15 protein-coding genes and 1 tRNA gene are annotated in these 18,357 nt (G+C 72.4%); 6 read left to right on the forward strand and 10 right to left on the reverse strand.

Annotation, left to right across the window (positions count from 1 at the left end; all coding sequences use genetic code 11):
* The first annotated feature begins 61 nt into the window (after positions 1-61).
* Positions 62-1,279 carry a low temperature requirement protein A gene (locus ACGFI9_RS08045; RefSeq protein WP_393176233.1) on the forward strand — a complete coding sequence of 406 codons (1,218 nt, stop codon included), beginning with the start codon at positions 62-64 and terminating at the stop codon, positions 1,277-1,279.
* A 74-nt stretch (positions 1,280-1,353) separates the two neighbouring features.
* Here ACGFI9_RS08045 and ACGFI9_RS08050 read toward each other — a convergent pair whose 3' ends face one another.
* Positions 1,354-2,001: a TetR/AcrR family transcriptional regulator gene (locus ACGFI9_RS08050; protein WP_393176235.1), complete on the reverse strand. Its 648-nt coding sequence runs from the start codon at positions 1,999-2,001 to the stop codon at positions 1,354-1,356.
* A gap of 96 nt (positions 2,002-2,097) precedes the next feature.
* Between ACGFI9_RS08050 and ACGFI9_RS08055 the strand changes: the two genes are divergently transcribed.
* Positions 2,098-2,511, forward strand: a complete 414-nt coding sequence (locus ACGFI9_RS08055; RefSeq protein ID WP_393176237.1) for a heme-binding protein — start codon at positions 2,098-2,100, stop codon at positions 2,509-2,511.
* 125 nt (positions 2,512-2,636) lie between these two features.
* On the opposite strand, the gene ACGFI9_RS08060 is transcribed toward ACGFI9_RS08055, so the two are convergent.
* A tRNA-Thr gene (locus ACGFI9_RS08060) sits at positions 2,637-2,710 on the reverse strand.
* Between the two features lie 125 nt (positions 2,711-2,835).
* Between ACGFI9_RS08060 and ACGFI9_RS08065 the strand changes: the two genes are divergently transcribed.
* Entirely contained in the window at positions 2,836-4,581 is a 1,746-nt protein-coding gene (locus ACGFI9_RS08065; RefSeq protein WP_393176662.1) for a metallophosphoesterase family protein, read from the forward strand.
* Positions 4,582-4,669: 88 nt separating this feature from the next.
* Here the strand turns inward: ACGFI9_RS08065 and ACGFI9_RS08070 are convergent, their stop codons facing one another.
* The 6 genes from ACGFI9_RS08070 to tmk all read right to left on the reverse strand — a co-directional run bounded on the left by ACGFI9_RS08070 (position 4,670) and on the right by tmk (position 10,642).
* Positions 4,670-5,509 carry a stage 0 sporulation family protein gene (locus ACGFI9_RS08070; protein WP_393176239.1) on the reverse strand — a complete coding sequence of 280 codons (840 nt, stop codon included), beginning with the start codon at positions 5,507-5,509 and terminating at the stop codon, positions 4,670-4,672.
* Positions 5,510-5,817: 308 nt separating this feature from the next.
* A complete protein-coding gene (locus tag ACGFI9_RS08075; protein WP_393176241.1) occupies positions 5,818-6,486 on the reverse strand; it encodes a hypothetical protein in 669 nt (222 codons plus the stop codon).
* On the reverse strand, positions 6,486-6,791 hold the full coding sequence (locus ACGFI9_RS08080) for a hypothetical protein (RefSeq protein WP_393176243.1): 306 nt from the start codon (positions 6,789-6,791) through the stop codon (positions 6,486-6,488). The genes ACGFI9_RS08075 and ACGFI9_RS08080 overlap by 1 nt, the downstream gene beginning before the upstream one ends.
* 1 nt (position 6,792) lies before the next feature.
* Positions 6,793-7,122, reverse strand: coding sequence for a YbaB/EbfC family nucleoid-associated protein (locus tag ACGFI9_RS08085; protein ID WP_393176245.1), 330 nt, complete (start codon positions 7,120-7,122; stop codon positions 6,793-6,795).
* 122 nt (positions 7,123-7,244) lie between these two features.
* Complete coding sequence (locus ACGFI9_RS08090) at positions 7,245-8,543, reverse strand: DNA polymerase III subunit delta' (RefSeq protein ID WP_393176247.1); 1,299 nt, start codon at positions 8,541-8,543, stop codon at positions 7,245-7,247.
* Complete coding sequence (tmk, locus tag ACGFI9_RS08095) at positions 8,543-10,642, reverse strand: dTMP kinase (RefSeq protein ID WP_393176664.1); 2,100 nt, start codon at positions 10,640-10,642, stop codon at positions 8,543-8,545. Before tmk ends, ACGFI9_RS08090 begins: the two co-directional genes overlap by 1 nt.
* Before the next feature lie 272 nt (positions 10,643-10,914).
* Between tmk and ACGFI9_RS08100 the strand changes: the two genes are divergently transcribed.
* Entirely contained in the window at positions 10,915-12,123 is a 1,209-nt protein-coding gene (locus ACGFI9_RS08100; protein ID WP_393176249.1) for an amino acid deaminase/aldolase, read from the forward strand.
* A 127-nt stretch (positions 12,124-12,250) separates the two neighbouring features.
* Here ACGFI9_RS08100 and ACGFI9_RS08105 read toward each other — a convergent pair whose 3' ends face one another.
* Entirely contained in the window at positions 12,251-12,826 is a 576-nt protein-coding gene (locus ACGFI9_RS08105) for a TetR family transcriptional regulator (RefSeq protein WP_393176666.1), read from the reverse strand.
* A 222-nt stretch (positions 12,827-13,048) separates the two neighbouring features.
* Here ACGFI9_RS08105 and ACGFI9_RS08110 point away from each other — a divergent pair, with 222 nt between their 5' ends.
* Positions 13,049-14,353, forward strand: a complete 1,305-nt coding sequence (locus ACGFI9_RS08110; RefSeq protein ID WP_393176251.1) for a D-arabinono-1,4-lactone oxidase — start codon at positions 13,049-13,051, stop codon at positions 14,351-14,353.
* 113 nt (positions 14,354-14,466) lie between these two features.
* Positions 14,467-15,429, forward strand: coding sequence for a DUF559 domain-containing protein (locus ACGFI9_RS08115; RefSeq protein WP_393176253.1), 963 nt, complete (start codon positions 14,467-14,469; stop codon positions 15,427-15,429).
* Positions 15,430-15,502: 73 nt separating this feature from the next.
* Here the strand turns inward: ACGFI9_RS08115 and topA are convergent, their stop codons facing one another.
* On the reverse strand, positions 15,503-18,316 hold the full coding sequence (gene topA / locus ACGFI9_RS08120) for a type I DNA topoisomerase (RefSeq protein WP_393176668.1): 2,814 nt from the start codon (positions 18,314-18,316) through the stop codon (positions 15,503-15,505).
* Between the last annotated feature and the right edge of the window lie 41 nt (positions 18,317-18,357).

The raw sequence follows: 18,357 nt of genomic DNA on the forward strand, positions 1-18,357 counted from the left end.
TCCGGATGGACAACGTCCAAGCCCCGGATCAGCCGGGGTTGCGCGGGCGACTATGAGCGGTATGAGGCATCGGGAAGGCGGTGAACAGGGCCCGGATCTGCTGCAACGCCGCGAGGACGTGCGGCAGGCCAATTTCCTGGAACTCTTCGTCGACCTGGTGCTGGTGTTCGCCCTGGCCGGGGTGGTCAGCCGGGTCGCGCGGGACATCGTCAGCGAAGACATCGTCGCCCGGTGGCGGGCGATGGCGTACCTGGTCGTGCTGACGCTGCCGCTGATCTGGTTGTGGATCACCACCGCACACATCACCAGCTGGTTCGACCCCCGCCGTCGCAAGATCCAGTACATCGTGCTGGCCAGCGCCTTCGGGCTGCTGGTCATGTCGTCGTCGCTGCCGTCCGCGTTCATCGGCCGCGGATGGGCGTTCGTACTGCCGTACGTGATCCTGCAGGTGGGCCGGCCACTCATCCTGATGCCCGCGCTGCGCGGACACCCGCTGCGGGGGCTCTACCGCCGGGCACTGCCCTGGCACGTGGTCTCGGCGGCGATCTTCTTCGCCGGCGCGGCCGTCAGCGGCGGCGCCCGGGCCGCCCTGTGGGGGACCGCCGTGACCGTTGACATCGTCGCGGCGCAACTCCGCTGGCCGTTACCGGGGACGACCGAACCGCCGGTCAGTGCGTGGGCCACGGACAGCACGCACCATCTGCCCGAGCGCTACCAGCAGTTCCTGATGATCGCCCTCGGCGAAACCGTGCTCGCGGTCGGCACCACGTTCACCAGCCAGCCGATCAGCCCGGAGACCTCCGCGCTGCTGGTGGTGGCGTTCCTGTCGACGGTGCTGCTGTGGCGCATCTACTTCTACCGCTCCGGCCAGGTCCTCGCCGAAGCCCTCGCCACCGCAGCGGACCGGGACGCCGCCGGCCGGGCCACCGGCACTTCCCACGTCCTCATGGTGCTCGGCATCGTCACCACCGCCGTCGGCTTCGAGGCCGTACTGCAACGCCCGGAAGGCCTGCCCGAGCCCGCGTGGCTCGTCGCGACCCTCGGCGGCCCGGCGCTGTTCCTCTACGGCCGCATCCGTCTGGAACGCATCGTGTTCAACCGGCTCTCACTCCGCCGCGTCGTCGCCATCGCCGCCCTGGCGGTCGTCGCTTTCCCCCTGTACTTCGCCCCGCCGCTGGCCTCCCCGATCGCCGCCGGACTCATCCTGCTCGGCCTCGCCGTCGCCGACGCCCAGCACGCCGCCGGCCGTCCCCCCGAGGCCCCCTCCCCGGCGCACTAGGTCTGGTCGACCTTGAAGAACCGCGGGATCCTGCCGATCGGCGCCGATCGGTGTGGCGGGTAGGACTCCGCTGATCAGAGACCGCGGTCGTCAGGCTGCGTCGATGGTGGGAGTCCGACGAGCTTGGAAAGAAATCGATCGACCTGCTCCGCGAGGGGTGGCCACGGCAGGTTGGGCTCGTTGATCCGTAGCGAGAGCATGCCGATCACCGCGGCACGGAGATCCAGCGCCAGGGTGAGTGGATCACCGGGCGGGGCGGCACCCGCATCGATGCACTCCTGTATGGCAGCCGCGGTCCGTGCCAGCAGTGCCTCTTTGAACGGCATGCCGGGACGCCGGCTGGCCTTGCTCTCGTGCATCACCTTGTAGAGGCCGGCATGTTCCTGTGCCCAGGCCGCCTGCGCCAGGATCCGCGCACGCAGCCGCGACGCCGGGGCCTCGTACCTCGCCTCCGCGACGGATGCGGTTTGCACCATGTCTTCGTGGCAGCGTTGCATGGCGGCCAGCACGAGCGCATCGCGGTCCGGGAAGTACAGATAGACCGAGGTCGGAGAGATCGATAGTGCGCGCGCGATCGCGCGCAGGGACAGCGCTTCATCGTCGGCAAGCTCGTCGAGCATCTGTACCGCACAGGAAACGATCTCTTCCCGCAGCAACTCACCCTGCCCCCGGGCATTCGGGCGGCGGGGAGCCGCTGAACGAGTAGTGGGCGTGCTGTCCATGGGCCAGATCCTTCCAGTTGTGGGATCTTGCGCTACGGCCGACCACGACAATACAGTCGTCCATGCGAGGACAGTCGTCCACTAAAAGGGGGAGTCATGCCACTCACGCTCCGCGAGGCCCACGAGCTGATCAACGGCGCCCATCAGCGGGCCAGGGATCTGGGCTCCCACATCACGGTCGCCATCGTCGATGAGGGCGGCCACCTACAGGCCCTGGGCCGCATGGACGGCGCACCGCCGCTGTCCGCCGAAATTGCCAAGCACAAAGCGGCCAGTGTGGCTCTCATCCGCCGCGACGGCGCAGCACTGCGCCAGATGCAGGAAGCATGGCCCGCCCTCTTCGGCCAGATCGACCGGGCGGCGGGCCGGCCCATCCTGGCTGGCGCGGGTTCGTTGCTGATCCGGCGGGCCGACACCGTCCTGGGTGCCATTGCAGTTAGCGGCGGACTGCCGCAACACGACGACGAGTGCGCCGAAGCGGGACTTGCCGGACTCGCCGGGGGAAATTAGCCCGTCGAGGGCCGCCACCGCCGGAGCCACCTGTGGGTCAACCCCCGGACTGGCACTGCTGGCGGCGCTGTCATCGACCTGGGGAAACGGCGAAGCCCAGGTCGATGACCTGGGCTTCTTCACCGAGCCGCCTGACGGAATCGAACCGTCGACCTACGCATTACGAGTGCGTCGCTCTAGCCGACTGAGCTAAGGCGGCAACGATCGTCAAGTGTACGGCACCGCCCGCCGGAAGCCGAACGGGATCCCCTCACCCTCGGATCCGGACATCGAGGAAGGTCCGGTACGTTCCGGGGAGAGCGCTCGCGTTCCGGGACGACTAACCTGCGGCGGGTGAGCGACGATCACGCACCCCCGCCGGAGCCGATACCCGAGGCGCACCCCGGTGAGCGCGCCACCCGCCGGCCACGCAGCCTCGACCCGTTGGAGCTCGGGTTCACCCCGCGCAAGCCGGTCCCCTGGCTCGCGCCGCTGCTGCTGATCCAGACCGGCCTGCGTACGCTGCTGGCGATGCTGTTCGGGGCGTACCTGGACAAGCGGGAGCTGCAGAACGCCTTCGGCAGCGACACGTTCCGGCAGGTCGGGCCGGACGGCGGGCTGTGGCTGGACTACGTGGCCGACCTGGGCGACGGCTTCGACGCCACGTACTCGGTCGCGTACCTGCTCGCCCAGCCGGAACTGGAGGTCGACGGGCACCGGCTGCCCCGGGGGCAGACCCTGGTGATGGGCGGCGACGAGGTCTACCCGTCGGCGGCCTACGAGGCGTACGAGGACCGGTGCAAGGGGCCGTACCAGGCCGCGCTGCCGCTGTCGCCGCCCGAGCGGCCGACGCTCTTCGCGGTCCCCGGCAACCACGACTGGTACGACGGCCTGACCGCCTTCCTGCGGCTCTTCGTCCGTTCCCGGGACCGGCACTTCGCCGGCTGGGGCACCGGCCAGTCCCGCTCGTACTTCGCGGTGGAGCTGCCCGCCGACTGGTGGCTGCTCGGCCTCGACGACCAGTCCGGGTCGTACCTGGACGACCCGCAGCTCACCTACTTCGACGCGGTCGCCCGGAAGCTCACCGCGCGCTCGCGGGTGATCCTGGCGGTGCCGGCGCCCACCTGGGTCAAGGCCGTCGACCATCCCACGGCCTACGACTCGATCGACTACTTCATCCGTACGATCATCGTGCCCACCGGGGCGCAGGTGCGGCTGCTGCTCTCCGGTGACCTGCACCACTACGCCCGCTACACCGGCCCCGAGCGGCAGCTCATCACCTGCGGGGGCGGCGGCGCCTACCTCTACCCCACCCACGAGCTGCCGGAGCGGCTGGAGGTGCCGCCGCGCGACACGCTGGCCCGCCGCGCCAGCCGCACCCGGGAGTACGACCTGGCGGCCCGCTATCCGGACAAGGCGCGCTCGCGCCGCTACGGCTGGGGCATCTTCGCCCGGCTGCCGTTCCGCAATCCGGGCTTCACCACCCTCCTGGGCACCCTGCACACGCTGCTGATGCTGGCCATGGCCGGGGTGACGGCGAACCAGGTGGGCACCACCGAGCAGCGGCTGCTCAGCGTCCCGCTGGTGATCATGGTGGTGGTGACCATGGTGAGCGCGGCATTCTTCGCCAAGCCGCCCAGCGCCGGCGGGAAACGGCACGTCCGGAACTGGCTCCTCGGCGTCTCGCACGGCCTGGCACACGTGGCGCTGGCCGCCGCCGGCACCTGGCTCTGGCTGAAGCTGCCCTTCTACGACTGGCCGTGGCCGCTGCCGGCGGCCGCCGCGGCGGTGCTGTACGGGCCGGTGATCGGCCTGGTGTCCAGCCAGCTCGTCGCGCTCTACCTGCTGGTGGCCGGCTCCTTCGGGGTGAACCTGAACGAGCTCTTCGCCGCCCAGGGCATCGAGGACTCGAAGGCGTTCCTCCGCTTCCGGATCGACCCCGACGGCACGCTCACCATCTACCCGATCGCCGTCGACAAGGTCTCCCACGCCTGGCGCCTGAACCCCGACCAGTCCCCCACGGCCTCCTGGCTCCTGCCCAAGGACCCCCTGACCCCCCGCCTGGCCGAGCCCCCCATCACCCTCCGCTGACCGCCCAGCGTTGTTGATCAAGGAGTTTGCGTCACCGGAGCCGCGAATCCCGACGCAAACTCCTTGGTCAACACCAGCGGGTGCGGGGTCAGGGGGTGTAGTGCTGGTCGTGGGCCTGGCGGGGGGCGCAGACGGAGGCGCGGCTGCACGAGCAGCGGGAGCCGTCGGCGTCGAGGCGGACGGTGACCGAATCCCTGGGCACGCTGTGGCCGACGACCCTGCCGCTGCCCTCCGGGGTGGAGACCCGGCTCCCGATCGCCGGCGCGGACTCCTGGAACCGCTGGTAGAGCGGGTGCTCGTACTTCAGGCAGCACATCAGCCGGCCGCACGCGCCGGAGATGCGCAGCGGGTTGAGCGGCAGATCCTGGTCCTTCGCCATCCGGATGGTGACCGGTTCGAAGTCGTTGAGGAAGGTGGCGCAGCACAGGTCCCGGCCGCAGGAGCCGATCCCACCCTGCACCCGGGCCGAGTCGCGGGCGGAGAGCTGCCGCAGCTCGACCCGGCAGTGCAGCGTGGCCCCCAGGTCGCGGACCAGGGAGCGGAAGTCGACCCGGTGCGGTGCGGTGAAGTAGATGGTGGTGCGGTCGCTGCCGGTCTCCGGCGTACCGAGCACGTGGTCGACGGCCACCACCTTCATCGGCAGCCCGTGCTCGCGGATCAGCCGCTTGGCGGCGACCTTGGCGTCCGCCTTGCGCCGCCGCAGCAGCTCGTCGCGGCGCAGGTCCTCCTCCTCGGCCAGCCCGGCCAGCTTGGGGAAGCCCGCGGTGTCGTCGCTGACCCACTGCGCGGCCCAGACGCACTCGGCCACCTCGGGACCCTCGTCGGTGGGCACCAGCACCTTGTCGCCCACCTGCGGGCGCAACTCGCCCGGGTCGAGGTAGTAGAGGCGCCCGTACCGGTTGAAACTGACCGCGCAGAGCATGCCCATGCCCTTCACCCTACGACCTCGACGCGGATCCGACCCGGCGGGCCGTCGCCGAACGGTCACCGGGCGCAGCGATCCATGATTGTCGACTCGACCGAACCGCCCCCAACCCGTCGTGCCATTGATCCTCGCCCGGACGGCTGAAACATGAGCGTCCCGGAGGACAAACGACGGCCGACCGCGTTGAGTGAAGACAGACCTGCGGGGGGTGCAGGGGAAGGCCACGGCGTCGCCGCCGGAGCCCGGCCACGGCCGGTTCGGCGCGCGACGCCGTGGACCTTGTCGGGCCCTGGTGACCGCACGACCCCGGGTCAGTGCCCGATCCGGGTGGTCCCGCCGAGGTGGGGCGCGCCGGGCGAACGGTCCCGCCAGGTCGTCTCCGCCAGGCTCGGCGCCCACTGGCGCAGCAGCGTCTCCGCCCCGTCGTACGCCACGCCGAGGACACCCAGCACCCGGGTCGCGATCTCGGCCGCCGCCAGCGCCCCGGCCCGCCCGGCCTCGGCCCCCGGCCGGGTGGCGACATGCACCGTGACCGCCTCGGCCGAGCGCAGCACATCCGCCAGCGCCCGGGCGAGGGCGAGCCGGCTGCCCTCCACCCAGTCGGCCAGCGCGTCCGCGTAACCCGCGGTCGACTCCAGCCGCCCGACCAGGCTCTCCGGCCCCTCGTCGAGGTGCCGCAGCAGCGCGCCGCGCGCCGCGTCGTACGCGGCGGCGGCCGGCCCGGACCAGGCGACCGGGTCGGCGAGCATCGCGCAGGTGTCGTCGTACCCCCGGACGAGCTGGCGCACCGCGTGGCCGGCGCCGGCCAGCGGCGCCGGATGCAGCTCGAGGAACTCGCGCACGGCCTCGCCGGGGAGCACCTGCATGCGGCGCAGCAGCGGCCAGAGCCGGTGCCCCTCGGGCGCGCCGGCGGCGAGCAGCGTGTCGACCCGGGCGAGCAGGTCGAGACCCGGCTCGGCGAGGCGGTCCAGGGCGTCCATCACGCCTCCCGGAGGAACCGGTGCCGGCTGGAGTCGTCGGTCGCGGCGTAGCGGTCGGCGGCGCTGCGCAGCGCGGCCGCGGCGGCGGCCAGCCGGGCGGCGGCGGCACCGGCCTCGCGGGCCCGGTCCCCGGTGGCGGTGGTCCACTGCCGGTGCAGCGCCCGGCCGACCTCACCGGGCCGGCCGGTGGCGTGGGTGCCGAAGGCCGGGTGCGCCGGGTCGGTCGCGGTCACCGTGCGGGACAGCGTGGTGAGGGCGAGGCTGGCCTCGTCGAGGCGGGCGGCCAGGGCCCGAAGCGTCTCCATGTCAGGCTCCCGCCAGCGGCCGGTACGCCGCGAAGGTCTCGTTGTGCAGCTTCTCCCGGGCCCACTGGGCGGCGTCGGCGGCGGCGGTGACCGCGGCCTGCACCGCACCGGCGACGTCCCGGGGGTTGCGCTGGTGCAGCGGGCCGAGGAAGCGCACGTCGGTGATCCGGCCGCCGGCCGTCACCACCACCTCGACCAGCCCGTCCGGCGAGCGGACGGTGACCTCGACCGTCGCCACCGCCTGGTCGAACTCGGCCTGCAGGGTCTCGATGCGCCGGTAGCGCCGCACCGCCTCCTCGATCCAGGCCTCGTCGATCTCCCCCCGCGGCATCGGCGGTCTCCTCCCGGCTGACCCTCACTGAGCGTGCCGCCACCGTCACTGCGGCACACCGGACCGTACCGCACCTCAATCGCGCCTGTCGATGCCCTGTGGACAACGCCGGAAGGCGGGGATCACCCCTTCCAGAGGGCGAGCATCATCGCCTCCACCGCGATCCGCGGCTTGACGTTCGCCTCGATCGCCGCCCGGCACTCCAGCACGGCCTCCAGCCGGCGCAACGCCCCCTCGGCGTCCCACTTCTGCGCGCCCGCCTCGGCCAGCGCCGCGGTGTCGGTGTGCACCGGTGCGACCGGCGCCCGCAGCGCCATGGTCAGCGCGTCCCGGTAGAAGCCGGCGAGGTCGACCAGCGCCCGGTCGAGCGCGTCCCGCTGGACCCGGGTGGCCCGCGACTTCTGCCGCTTCTCCAGGTCCTTGAGCTGGCCGGCGGCGCCGCGCATGGCACCCGCCGCACCCCGGCCGGTGCCGCCCGCCCCGAGCGCGGTCTGCAACGCGCTCCGCTCCGCCTCGTCGATCTCGGCGACCGACGCGGCGGCCTCCGCCTCGGCCGCCTCGATCAGCGCGGACGCGGCGTCGAACGCGGCACCCACCCCGGTCAGCCGGCGCGGCACGGCGAGCACCGCGTCCCGGCGCTGCCGGGCCTCCGGGTCGCGGGCCAACCGCCGGGCCCGGCCCACGTGTCCCTGTGCCGCCGCCGCGGCCCAGCCGGCCACGTCCGGCGCGATGCCGTCCCGGCGGACGAGCACCTCGGCCACCGCGCCGGCCGGCGGCTGCCGCAGCGGTACGACCCGGCAACGCGACCGGATGGTCACCGAGATGTCGTCCGGGTGGGTGGACGGGGCGCAGAGCAGGAAGACGGTACGCGGCGGCGGCTCCTCGATCGCCTTCAGCAGCGCGTTGCCGGCCGCCTCGGTGAGCCGGTCGGCGTCCTCGATGATGACGATCTGCCAGCGCCCGCCGGACGGCGTGCTGGCCGCCCGCAGCACCAGGGCGCGCATCTCGCCGACGCCGATGGAGAGCCCCTCGGGCACCACCAGCCGGACGTCCGCGTGGGTGCCGGTCATCGTGGTGTGGCAGCCGGGACACGCCCCGCAGCCGGTGCCGTGCACGCACTGCAACGCGGCGGCGAAGGCGCGGGCGGCGACCGAGCGGCCGGAACCGGGCGGCCCGGTGAAGATCCAGGCGTGGGTCATGCCCGCACCGGGCTCGCCGCCGGACGGGTCGGACTCGCCACCCGCCGGCCCCGGCGCCTCGTCGAACTCCTCGGCGAGCGCGTCGAGGTCGTCGTACGGGTCGGCCGACCGGGCCGCGGGCGCGGCGGCGGCGCGCAGCAGGGCGGCGGCCGAGGCGGCGGCACGGCGCAGCGTCGCCACGGCCTCGTCCTGCCCGACCAGGTCGGCGAAGACGTCCGCCATCAGGTGGGGCGCTCCATGGTCACCAGCTCCGCGTCGGATAACTCCGGCTGGACCGTGGTGTCCGGGCCCTGGGCCGGGCGGGGGTGCACGATGGCGGCCGGGTCGACCAGGAACTCGTCCACCCGGCGGGCCACCGCCTCGGCGATCTCCTCGACCGGACGGGAGGCGTCGAGCACCAGGTAGCGCTTGGGGTCGGCGGCGGCCAGGTCGAGGAAGGCGTACCGGACCCGCTCGTGGAAGGCGAGCGACTCGGCTTCGAGGCGGTCGGCGCCCTCGTTGCGGGACTCGACCCGGGACAGCCCGGTGCGCGGGTCGACGTCGAGGAGCACCACCAGGTCGGGCTTGAGCCCGCCGGTGGCCCACGAGGAGAGCCAGGAGACCTCCTGCACCGGCAGCGTACGACCGGCCCCCTGGTACGCCAGGGACGAGTCGACGTACCGGTCGCTGACCACCACCGCGCCCCGGACCAGCGCCGGCCGGACCACGGTGGCGACGTGGTGCGCCCGGTCGGCGGCGTAGAGCAGCGCCTCGGCGCGCGCCGAGGGGGCCTCGTCACCGGCGTTCTCCAGCACCAGCGAGCGGATCCGCTCGCCGACCGGCGTGGCGCCCGGCTCCCGGGTGACCACCACGTCCCGGCCCTGCTCGCGCAGCCGCTCGGCGAGCGCGGAGAGCTGGGTCGACTTGCCGGCCCCCTCGCCACCCTCGAAGACCACGAAGAGGCCGCTGGAGACGAAGTGCTCGGTTGGCATCAGCGGGCGACCGCGGATCGAGCCCCAGAGGTCGGCCAGGACCGGCACGCCCTTCTTGTCGTCCATCTGGCCGAAGGCGCTGATCCCGGCGAAGATGCCGGCCGCGCCGGCGGCGAGCAGCAGCAGGCGGGTCGAGGAGACCGAGATGCCGAGGTCGGCGATGGTCAGCTTGCGCGAGCCGCCGACGCCGACCAGGAGGCTGCTCAGCGCGATGGCGAGGATCAGCACCAGCCGGGTGCCGATCTGCACCACCGCGAAGACCCGGCCGCGTACCTCGTCGGCGACCTCGCCGCCGAGCAGGGTGGTGCCGGCCAGGAAGGCCATGCCGGCGCCCGCGCCGACCAGGATCGCGCCGACCATCGCCATGGACAGGTGGATGGCGAAGGCGAGCACCAGCACCGAGGCGCTGGCCAGCACGATGCTCATGCCGAACCAGCGGCGCCGGGACATCTCCCGGACGATCAGCGGGCCGGCCCCGATGCCGACCGCGAGGCCGATGAAGATGGCGCCGAAGAGCAGGTAGAAAGCGGCGTCACCGGCGCCGAGCGAGGCGGCGAAGAACTTGGCCGTACCGATCACGATGCCGCCGCCGGCGAACGCCCCGAAGATGCCGAGCACCAGCCCGCGGACCAGCGGCGTCTGCCGGATGAACCTCCAGCCCTCGGTGAACTGGCGCATCATGCTCTGCTCGGTGCGCTCGCGCTCGTCCGTCCGGCCCTGGCTGATCTCCTTGATGCCGAAGGCCACCACGAGTGCCGTGGCGAGCCGGGAGAACGCGTTGAACCAGAGCGCGAGCTGGGCCGGCTCGGCCCAGTTGGGCACGTCCCCGCCGGTCAGCCCCCGGACGCTGCGGTCCAGCACCGAGAGGCTGATCGCGGCGAGCACCGGGGTGAGGCCGTACGTGGTGATGAGGGTGAGCTGGTTGGCCGTCTCCAGCCGGGCGCGCGGGATCAGGTTGGGGACCGCGGCCTCCTTGGCCGGGATCCAGAGCAGCGTGATCGTCTCGATCAGGAAGGTCGCGACGGCCGCCCAGCTGACCACCACGCCGCCGCTGGCGCCGGTGAGCGCGAGCAGCGGGATGGAGGCGAAGAGCAGGAAGCGCAGGAGGTCGCAGATGACCATCGTCCAGCGCCGGTCGAACCGGTCGGCGAAGACGCCGGCCACCGGACCGAGCACCAGCGCGGGCAGCAGCCGGACCGCGATCAGGCTGCCGAAGGCGGCACCCTTGGCGGTGCTGCCGGAGACCTGGGCGGCGGCGAAGACGGAGGTGGCGAGCAGGCCGAGCCAGTCGCCGAAGGAGGCCGCGCCGAGCACGATCCAGAGCCGGCGGAACGGCCGGATGCGCAGCACCGAGCGGATGGCGGCGGCTCCGGACCGGTCGGCCTGTGCCCCGGACGGCGACACGCCGGGCGACTCGCCGTTCTTCTGGCTTTCGATGGCGGTACCTCCACGTGCCGACCCAGCGCTGGGCCTCTCCGGTGGAACACTCTAGTCCCGGCGAGAAGCGTCCCCCTCCGCGACATTCGCCTGCTCGCTGAGCCTAGGCCGACGGCGCCACCGCCCGCAGCCCGGACAGACGCGAGGGTATTTCGCATTGACGCCCAGACAGTTAGCGTGCAAACGTGGCCACCGACAGTGACAAACTTCGCGATCGCCTCGAACGGGCGACCGCCCACCTCGACCCGCCGTACGCCGTGGTCGATCTCTCCGCCTTCGACGCGAACGCGGACGCGCTGGTCAAGCGGGCCGCCGGCAAGCCGGTCCGGGTCGCCAGCAAGTCGGTCCGGGTACGCGACCTGCTGACCCGGGTGCTGGACCGCCCCGGCTGGCGGGGCGTGATGGCGTTCACCCTGCCCGAGGCGATCTGGCTGGCGCGCGCCGGTCTCAGCGACGACGTGCTGGTGGCATACCCGACCGCCGACCGGAACGCGCTCGCCGAACTGGCCGCCGACCCGGCGCTCGCCGACGCGGTGACGATGATGGTCGACGACAGCGCTCAGCTCGACCTCGTCGACGACGTGTGCCCGCCCGGACGGCGGCCACCCCTGCGGCTCTGCCTCGACCTGGACGCCTCCTGGCGACCGCTGGGCGGCCGGGTGCACGTGGGCGTCCGCCGCTCCCCGGTGCACAGCGCCCGGGCGGCCGGCGCGTTCGCCGCCGCGGTCGCCGGCCGGCCGGGCTTCCGGCTGGTCGGGCTGATGTCGTACGAGGCGCAGATCGCCGGGCTCGGCGACGCCCCGCCCGGGCAGGCGGTGCTCGGCACCGCGATCCGGGTCGCCCAGCGCGGGTCGTACCGGGAACTGCTGGCCCGGCGCGCGGCGGCGGTCGCCGCGGTACGCGAACACGCCGACCTGGAGTTCGTCAACGGCGGCGGCACCGGCAGCGTGGCCGCCACCAGCGCCGACCCCGCGGTCACCGAGGTCACCGCCGGGTCGGGCCTGTACGGGCCGACGCTCTTCGACGCGTACCGTGCCTGGCGCCCGACCCCGGCGGCGTTCTTCGCCTGCGCGGTGGTCCGCCGGCCGGGGCCCGGGCTGGCCACCGTGCTCGGTGGCGGCTGGATCGCCTCGGGCCCGGCCGCCGACAGCCGGCTCCCCCGGCCGTGGCTGCCGCCGGGCCTGAAGCTGCTCGGGGCCGAGGGCGCGGGTGAGGTGCAGACCCCGCTCGCGGGCGCGGCGGCGACGACGCTGCGGGTGGGCGACCGGGTCTGGTTCCGGCACGCCAAGGCCGGCGAGCTGTGCGAGCACGTCAACGAACTGCACCTGGTCGACGGGGACGCGGTGGTCGCGACCGTGCCCACCTACCGCGGTGAGGGCCACGCGTTCCTGTAGGGCCACATGGTGACGGCGGGCCCCGGCGCACCTCGGGAACCCGCCGCTCGTCGTCCTGCCCGGTCGCACCCCGGGCGTCGCACCTTGTTTCTTGTCGCCGCCGGCACCGGGGGCGGCGACGCGCCGCTCAGCTCTGCTGGGCGGTCTCGGTCCGGGCGTCGACCTGCCGGTGCAGGTACTCCCGGATCAGCGCCTTGGCCTCGATCAGCACCCGGTCGTCGCCCTCCGGCTTGCGGCGGAAGGCCAGCTTGATCAGCGCGTCCGCCGCCTCGACCGCGATCTCCAGATGGAATCGCAGGTCCGGGACGGCGGCCAGGCCGAAGCGCTCGGTGAGCACCCGGGCGAGCTGGTCCGCGATCACCCCGTTGTTGTCCCGCTGCTCATCGAGCAGATGCAGGTCGACCACGTCGCCGAAGTGCAAGGTACGGAAGCCCGGGACCGTGCGGTGCATCGAGATGTACTCGTCGATCGCCGCGTCGACACCGTCCCACCAGTGGGTCAGGTCGTCGGAGGCGAACCGCTCGTCGAGCCGCTGGAGGTAGGACTCCATCGTGCGCAGGGTCAACGCCTGCACGATCGCCCGCTTGTCCGGAAAGAACTGGTAGACCGACCCGATCGCCACCTCGGCGCGCTCGGCGAGCAGAGTCGTGGTCAGCCCCTCGTACCCCACCTCGTCGACGAGCTCGGCACAGGCATCCAGCATCCGCTGGACCCGCGCGACACTTCGACCCTGCACCGGTACCCGGCGCAGCGGCCCGGTCGTGGCGGCTGGTGTGGACACTCGCCACCCCCCTTCGACGGATGAACATATCTGCACGTCACGAGTCTGTGACTACCGGTACAACGAGCGGGCCACGATTGCGGTATTTACCAGGCACAACGTTCCTGATATGAAGTCAGTTCATATTCATGTCGAGGAGCGTGCATGTCCGGTACGCCAGCAGTCTGGTCCAACTGGGCCGGCAATCAGCGCAGCACCGCCCTCGTGGTCCGCCCGCAAACGGTCGAGGAGGTGGCCGCGGCGGTCCGCGCCGCCGCCGACGCCGGCCGGACCATCCGGGCGGCGGGCAGCGGGCACTCGTTCACCGGCGCCGCCGTGACCGACGGGCACCGGCTCGACCTGGCCGACCTGGCGACCGGTGTCCACGTCGACACCGCCCGCCGCCTCGTCACCGTACCGGCCGGGATGACCCTGCACGCCCTCAACGAACTGCTCGCCACGCACGGCCTGGCGCTGCCCAACCTCGGCGACATCGACGCGCAGACGGTGGCCGGGGCGCTCTCCACCGGCACCCACGGCACCGGCGGGAAGCTCGGCTGCCTCTCCACCTTCGTGGTGGGGCTGACCCTGGTGACCGGGACCGGCGAGGTGCTGCGCTGCTCCGCCGACGAGCACCGGGACGTCTTCGCCGCCGCCCGGGTCGGGCTCGGCGCCGTCGGGGTGCTGGTGGAGCTGACCCTGCGCTGCGTCGACGCCTTCGTGCTCCGCGCGCACGAACGCCCGGCGGCCCTCTCCTCCGTGCTGGCCGACCTGCCCGCGCTGGTCGAGCAGCACGACCACGTCGAGTTCTACTGGTTCCCGTACACCGCCCGGGTGCAGGTCAAGACCAACGACCGGGTACCCGCCGACGATCGGCCGCTGGCCCGCTGGCGTGGCTGGCTGGACGACGAGTTCCTGGCCAACACCGTCTTCGCGGGCGCCTGCCGGCTCGGCCGGGCCGTACCGGCCCTCGTCCCCGGGATCAGCGCCGTCTCCGCCCGCGCGCTCACCGAACGCACCTACACCGGCCGCTCCGACCGGGTGTTCTGCACCCCGCGCCGGGTGCGGTTCGTGGAGATGGAGTACGGCCTTCCCCGCGCCGCCCTGCCCACCGCCCTGGCGGAGCTGCGCCGGATCGTGGACGGCCTGCCGTTCAAGGTGCAGTTCCCGGTCGAGGTGCGGTTCACCGCCGCCGACGACATCTGGCTCTCCCACGGGTACGGGCGGGACTCCGCGTACCTCGCCATCCACCAGTACGTCGGCGCGCCCTACGAGCCGTACTTCCGGGCCTTCGAGGAGGTGGCAGCGGACCTGGGCGGCCGGCCGCACTGGGGCAAGCTGCACTACCGCGACGCCGCGTCACTCGCCCCCGCGTACCCGAAGTTCGGCGACTTCCTGGCCGTCCGCGACCGCCTGGACCCCGGACGGCTCTTCACCAATCCCTACCTCGACCGCATCCTCGGCCCCTGACCCCTCAAAGATCTTGGTACGAACCGGCCCACCCAGGGGCGGATTCGTACCAAGATCGCCCGTTGTCCACAGGGGTGGCGGCCGGGGATGGGTGGCGGGGAGGGTGGGAGGGTGTGTGGGGAGGTCGGGAGTCAGCGGGTGAGCTGGCGCGGGCGCTGCCAGGAGATGATGCGGACGAGCTGACCTGGCTGCTGTTCCACCAGGAGTACGTCCTCAGCCTCGGGCAGGCGCGGCGCTTCCTCTCCGAGAAGGCGATCCGGCACCGGGCGAGCACCGGGCGCTGGCGCCAGGTGCATCGGGGCATCTACGTCACCCACAACGGACCCGTCAACCACGCGCAGCTCCGCTGGATCGCGGTGCTCGCGGCCGGCTCCGCAGCGGTGCTCGCGGGCCTCAGCGCGGCCCAGGCCTGGGGACTACGCGGGTACGGAACCCGCCTCATCCACCTGCTGCTGCCTGCCCGGCACCAGGCAAGATCGCTGCCGCAGGGAGTACGCGTCCACCGGACGAGCGTGCTGCCGGACAAGGACGTGCTGACCGTCGGCCAGCCGCCGCGGACCATGCCCGCGCGGTCCCTGGTCGACGCGGCCCAGTGGGCCCCGACCGACGAGGAAGCTCGCGCCGTCATCGCTGCCGGCTTCCAACAACGACTCGTCCGCGGCGATGACCTGCACCGGGTGCTCGACCGGTTGCCGCGGGCACGCCGCCGCGACCTGATCCGGGTGACCGCGTCGGATGCCGCGGGCGGTGCGCACTCCCTCGCCGAACTGGACTTCCTCAGCCTGGTCCGTCGGGCGGGGCTGCCCGAGCCGTCTCGGCAGGTGGTCCGTCGTGATGCCACAGGGCGCCGGCGCTACCTGGACGTGTGGTTCGAGCAGTGGCGCGTGCATGTCGAGATCGACGGCGGGCAGCATCTCGATCCCCGAACAGCCTGGGCGGACATGCAGCGGCAGAACGAACTGTGGGCCAACGGCGACCCCGTACTCCGCTTCCCCGCCTGGGCCGTCCGCCACGACGCGGAGCGCGTGCTCGCCCAGCTCCGCGCCACCCTCCGCTCGGCCGGCTGGCCCGGCTGACCGGCCAAACGAATCTTGGTACGTATCCGCCCCCTGGAGGGCCGACACGTACCAAGATCTTCTTGGTTGACCATTACTCCTTGGAAGAAGTCGCCTTTTTGGGGGTGGCCTTCTTCGCCGGGGTGGCCTTGGCGGTGGTGGTCTTCTTCGCGGCCGTCGACTTGGTGGCGGCGGCGGTCTTCTTCGCCGCCGTCTTCTTGGCCGGGGCCGCCTTCTTCGCCGCCGCCTTCTTCTTCGGAGCCGGACCCTTCGCCCGCTTCTCGGCGAGCATCTCGGAGGCCTCCTCCAGGGTCAGCGCCTCCGGGGTCTGCCCGCGCCGCAGCGACGCGTTCGTCTCGCCGTCGGTGACGTACGGACCGAATCGGCCGTCCTTGATCACCAGCGGCTTCTCCGTCAGCGGGTCGGCGCCCATCTCCCGCAGCGGCGGCGCGGCGGCCCGGCGCTGGCGGGTCTTCGGGGCGGCCAGCAGCGCCAGCGCCTCGTCCAGCGTGACGGTGAACATCTTGTCTTCCGAGTCCAGCGAGCGGAACTCGTCACCGCGCTTGACGTACGGGCCGTAGCGGCCGTTGTTGGCGACGACCTCGTTGCCCTCCGGATCGGTGCCGATCACCCGGGGCAGGCTGAGCAGCTTCAGCGCCTCGTCGAAGGTGAGCGTCTCCGGCGACTGCGACCGCAGCAGCGACGACTTCCGCTCGCCGCTGGCCACGTACGGGCCGAACCGGCCGGACTTGAGCAGGATCGGCTCGCCGGTGGCCGGGTCGTCGCCGAGCTTGCGCTCGCCCCCGCCGCCGAGGAACAGCTCGTGGACCTTCTCCGGGGTCAGCTCGTCGGGGGCCAGCCCCTCGGGGATCGGCGCCCGGTCGCCCTGGGCACCGCCCTCCTCGCCCTCGGCCTTCGGGGCGGGCTGCTCGCCGGGGAGCGCCCGCTGCAGGTACGGCCCGAACCGGCCGACCCGGACGACGACCTCACGCCCCTCGTCGTCGGTGAAGAGCGGGATCGAGTTGACGCTCCGGGCGTCGATGTCGCTGAGGTTCTCCGTCACCAGCTTCTTGAGCCCGCCGGCGTGGGCGATGTCGCGGTCGCCGACGCCGTTGGCGCTGCCGAAGTAGAAGGAGGTGAGGAAGTCGACCGCGGCGTGGTCCCCGCCGGCGATCTCGTCCAGCTCGTTCTCCATGCTGGCGGTGAAGTCGTAGTCGATCAGGCGCGGGTAGTGCCGCTCCATCAGCCCGATCACGGCGAACGCCAGGAACGACGGGATCATCGCCTGGCCGCGCTTGAACACGTAGCCGCGGTCCTGGATCGTCTGCATGATCGACGCGTACGTCGACGGGCGGCCGATGCCCAGCTCTTCGAGGGCCTTGACCAGCGACGCCTCGGTGTAGCGGGCGGGCGGCTGGGTGTGGTGGCCCTGCGCGGCCAGCTCGTCGGCGGTCAGCGGCTGGTCCTTGACCAGGGTGGGCAGCCGCCGTTCGGCGTCCTCCGCCTCGGCGTTCTCGTCGTCGCTCGACTCGACGTACGCCCGCAGGAAGCCGGGGTCGGTGATGGTCTTGCCGGTCGCGCCGAAGTCGGCCTCCTCCTGGCTGGCGGAGACCGCCCGGATCCGCACCGAGACGCTGGAGCCGACCGCGTCGGTCATCTGCGAGGCGATGGTGCGCCGCCAGATCAGCTCGTAGAGCTTGAACTCCTCGGCGGAGAGCTCCTTGGCCACCTCGCCCGGGGTGCGGAAGTTGTCCCCCGCCGGGCGGATCGCCTCGTGCGCCTCCTGCGCGTTCTTCACCTTGCCGGTGTAGCGGCGCGGCTCCGGCGGCACGCTGCGCTCGCCGTACAGCTCGACGATCTGCCGGCGGGCCGCCGCGATGGCGGTCTCCGACAGGTTCACCGAGTCGGTACGCATGTAGGTGATGTAGCCGTTCTCGTACAGCCGCTGCGCGGTGCGCATCGTCTGCTGGGACGAGAAGCGCAGCTTGCGGGCCGCCTCCTGCTGGAGGGTGGAGGTGATGAAAGGCGCGTACGGGCGGCGGCGGTAGGGCTTCTCCTCGACCCGGGTGACCGTGAAGGGACGCCCTTCCAGCCGGGCCGCCAGGCCCCGGGCACCTCCCTCGTCGAGGTGCACGACCCCGGCACCGGCCTTCACCCGGCCGGTGGTGGGCTCGAAGTCCTTGCCGGTGGCGATCCGGTCGCCGTTCAGCGCGATCAGGGTGGCGTTGAAGTTGCGTGGCCCCTCGCCCGGGTTCGTCACGGCGAGGGTGGCCAGGATGTCCCAGTACTCGGCGGTGCGGAAGGCCATCCGCTGCCGCTCCCGCTCGACCACGATCCGGGTCGCCACGGACTGCACCCGGCCCGCCGAGAGCTTCGGCATGACCTTCTTCCACAGCACCGGGGAGACCTCGTAGCCGTACAGCCGGTCGAGGATGCGCCGGGCCTCCTGCGCGTCGACCAGGTCCCGGTCGATCTCGCGCGGGTTGGCCACCGCGGCCTGGATGGCCGGCTTGGTGATCTCGTGGAAGACCATCCGCTTGACCGGCACCTTGGGCTTGAGCGTCTCCACCAGGTGCCAGGCGATCGCCTCGCCCTCGCGGTCCTCGTCCGTCGCCAGGAAGATCTCGTCGACCTCCTTGGCCAGCTTGGTCAGCTTGCTGATCTGCTGCTTGCGGTCGGGCGAGACCACGTAGAGGGCGTGGAAGCCGTTGTCGACGTCCACCCCGAGCCGCGCCCACGGCTCACCCTTGTACTTGGCGGGCACGTCGGCCGCGTTACGGGGCAGGTCCCGGACGTGGCCGAAGCTGGCCTCCACGACGTACCCCGGGCCGAGGTAGCCCGAGATCGTCTTGGCCTTCGCCGGTGACTCGACGATGACCAGACGGGTGGTTCCAGCATTGCTCGGCACGTCTCTCTCCGACCTCACTCCTACACCAATGCCCGTTTCGG

The sequence above is a fragment of the Micromonospora sp. NPDC048930 genome (genome assembly GCF_043197935.1).
GTDB lineage: Bacteria > Actinomycetota > Actinomycetes > Mycobacteriales > Micromonosporaceae > Micromonospora.

Bases quoted from the DNA above. Each gene is read 5' to 3' on its own strand.
- ACGFI9_RS08045 (WP_393176233.1), top strand. From the start codon at position 62: ATGAGGCATCGGGAAGGCGGTGAACAGGGCCCGGATCTGCTGCAACGC.
- ACGFI9_RS08050 (WP_393176235.1), bottom strand. From the start codon at position 2,001: ATGGACAGCACGCCCACTACTCGTTCAGCGGCTCCCCGCCGCCCGAAT.
- ACGFI9_RS08055 (WP_393176237.1), top strand. From the start codon at position 2,098: ATGCCACTCACGCTCCGCGAGGCCCACGAGCTGATCAACGGCGCCCAT.
- ACGFI9_RS08070 (WP_393176239.1), bottom strand. From the start codon at position 5,509: ATGGGCATGCTCTGCGCGGTCAGTTTCAACCGGTACGGGCGCCTCTAC.
- ACGFI9_RS08075 (WP_393176241.1), bottom strand. From the start codon at position 6,486: ATGGACGCCCTGGACCGCCTCGCCGAGCCGGGTCTCGACCTGCTCGCC.
- ACGFI9_RS08080 (WP_393176243.1), bottom strand. From the start codon at position 6,791: ATGGAGACGCTTCGGGCCCTGGCCGCCCGCCTCGACGAGGCCAGCCTC.
- ACGFI9_RS08085 (WP_393176245.1), bottom strand. From the start codon at position 7,122: ATGCCGCGGGGGGAGATCGACGAGGCCTGGATCGAGGAGGCGGTGCGG.
- ACGFI9_RS08090 (WP_393176247.1), bottom strand. From the start codon at position 8,543: ATGGCGGACGTCTTCGCCGACCTGGTCGGGCAGGACGAGGCCGTGGCG.
- ACGFI9_RS08105 (WP_393176666.1), bottom strand. From the start codon at position 12,826: ATGCTGGATGCCTGTGCCGAGCTCGTCGACGAGGTGGGGTACGAGGGG.
- ACGFI9_RS08110 (WP_393176251.1), top strand. From the start codon at position 13,049: ATGTCCGGTACGCCAGCAGTCTGGTCCAACTGGGCCGGCAATCAGCGC.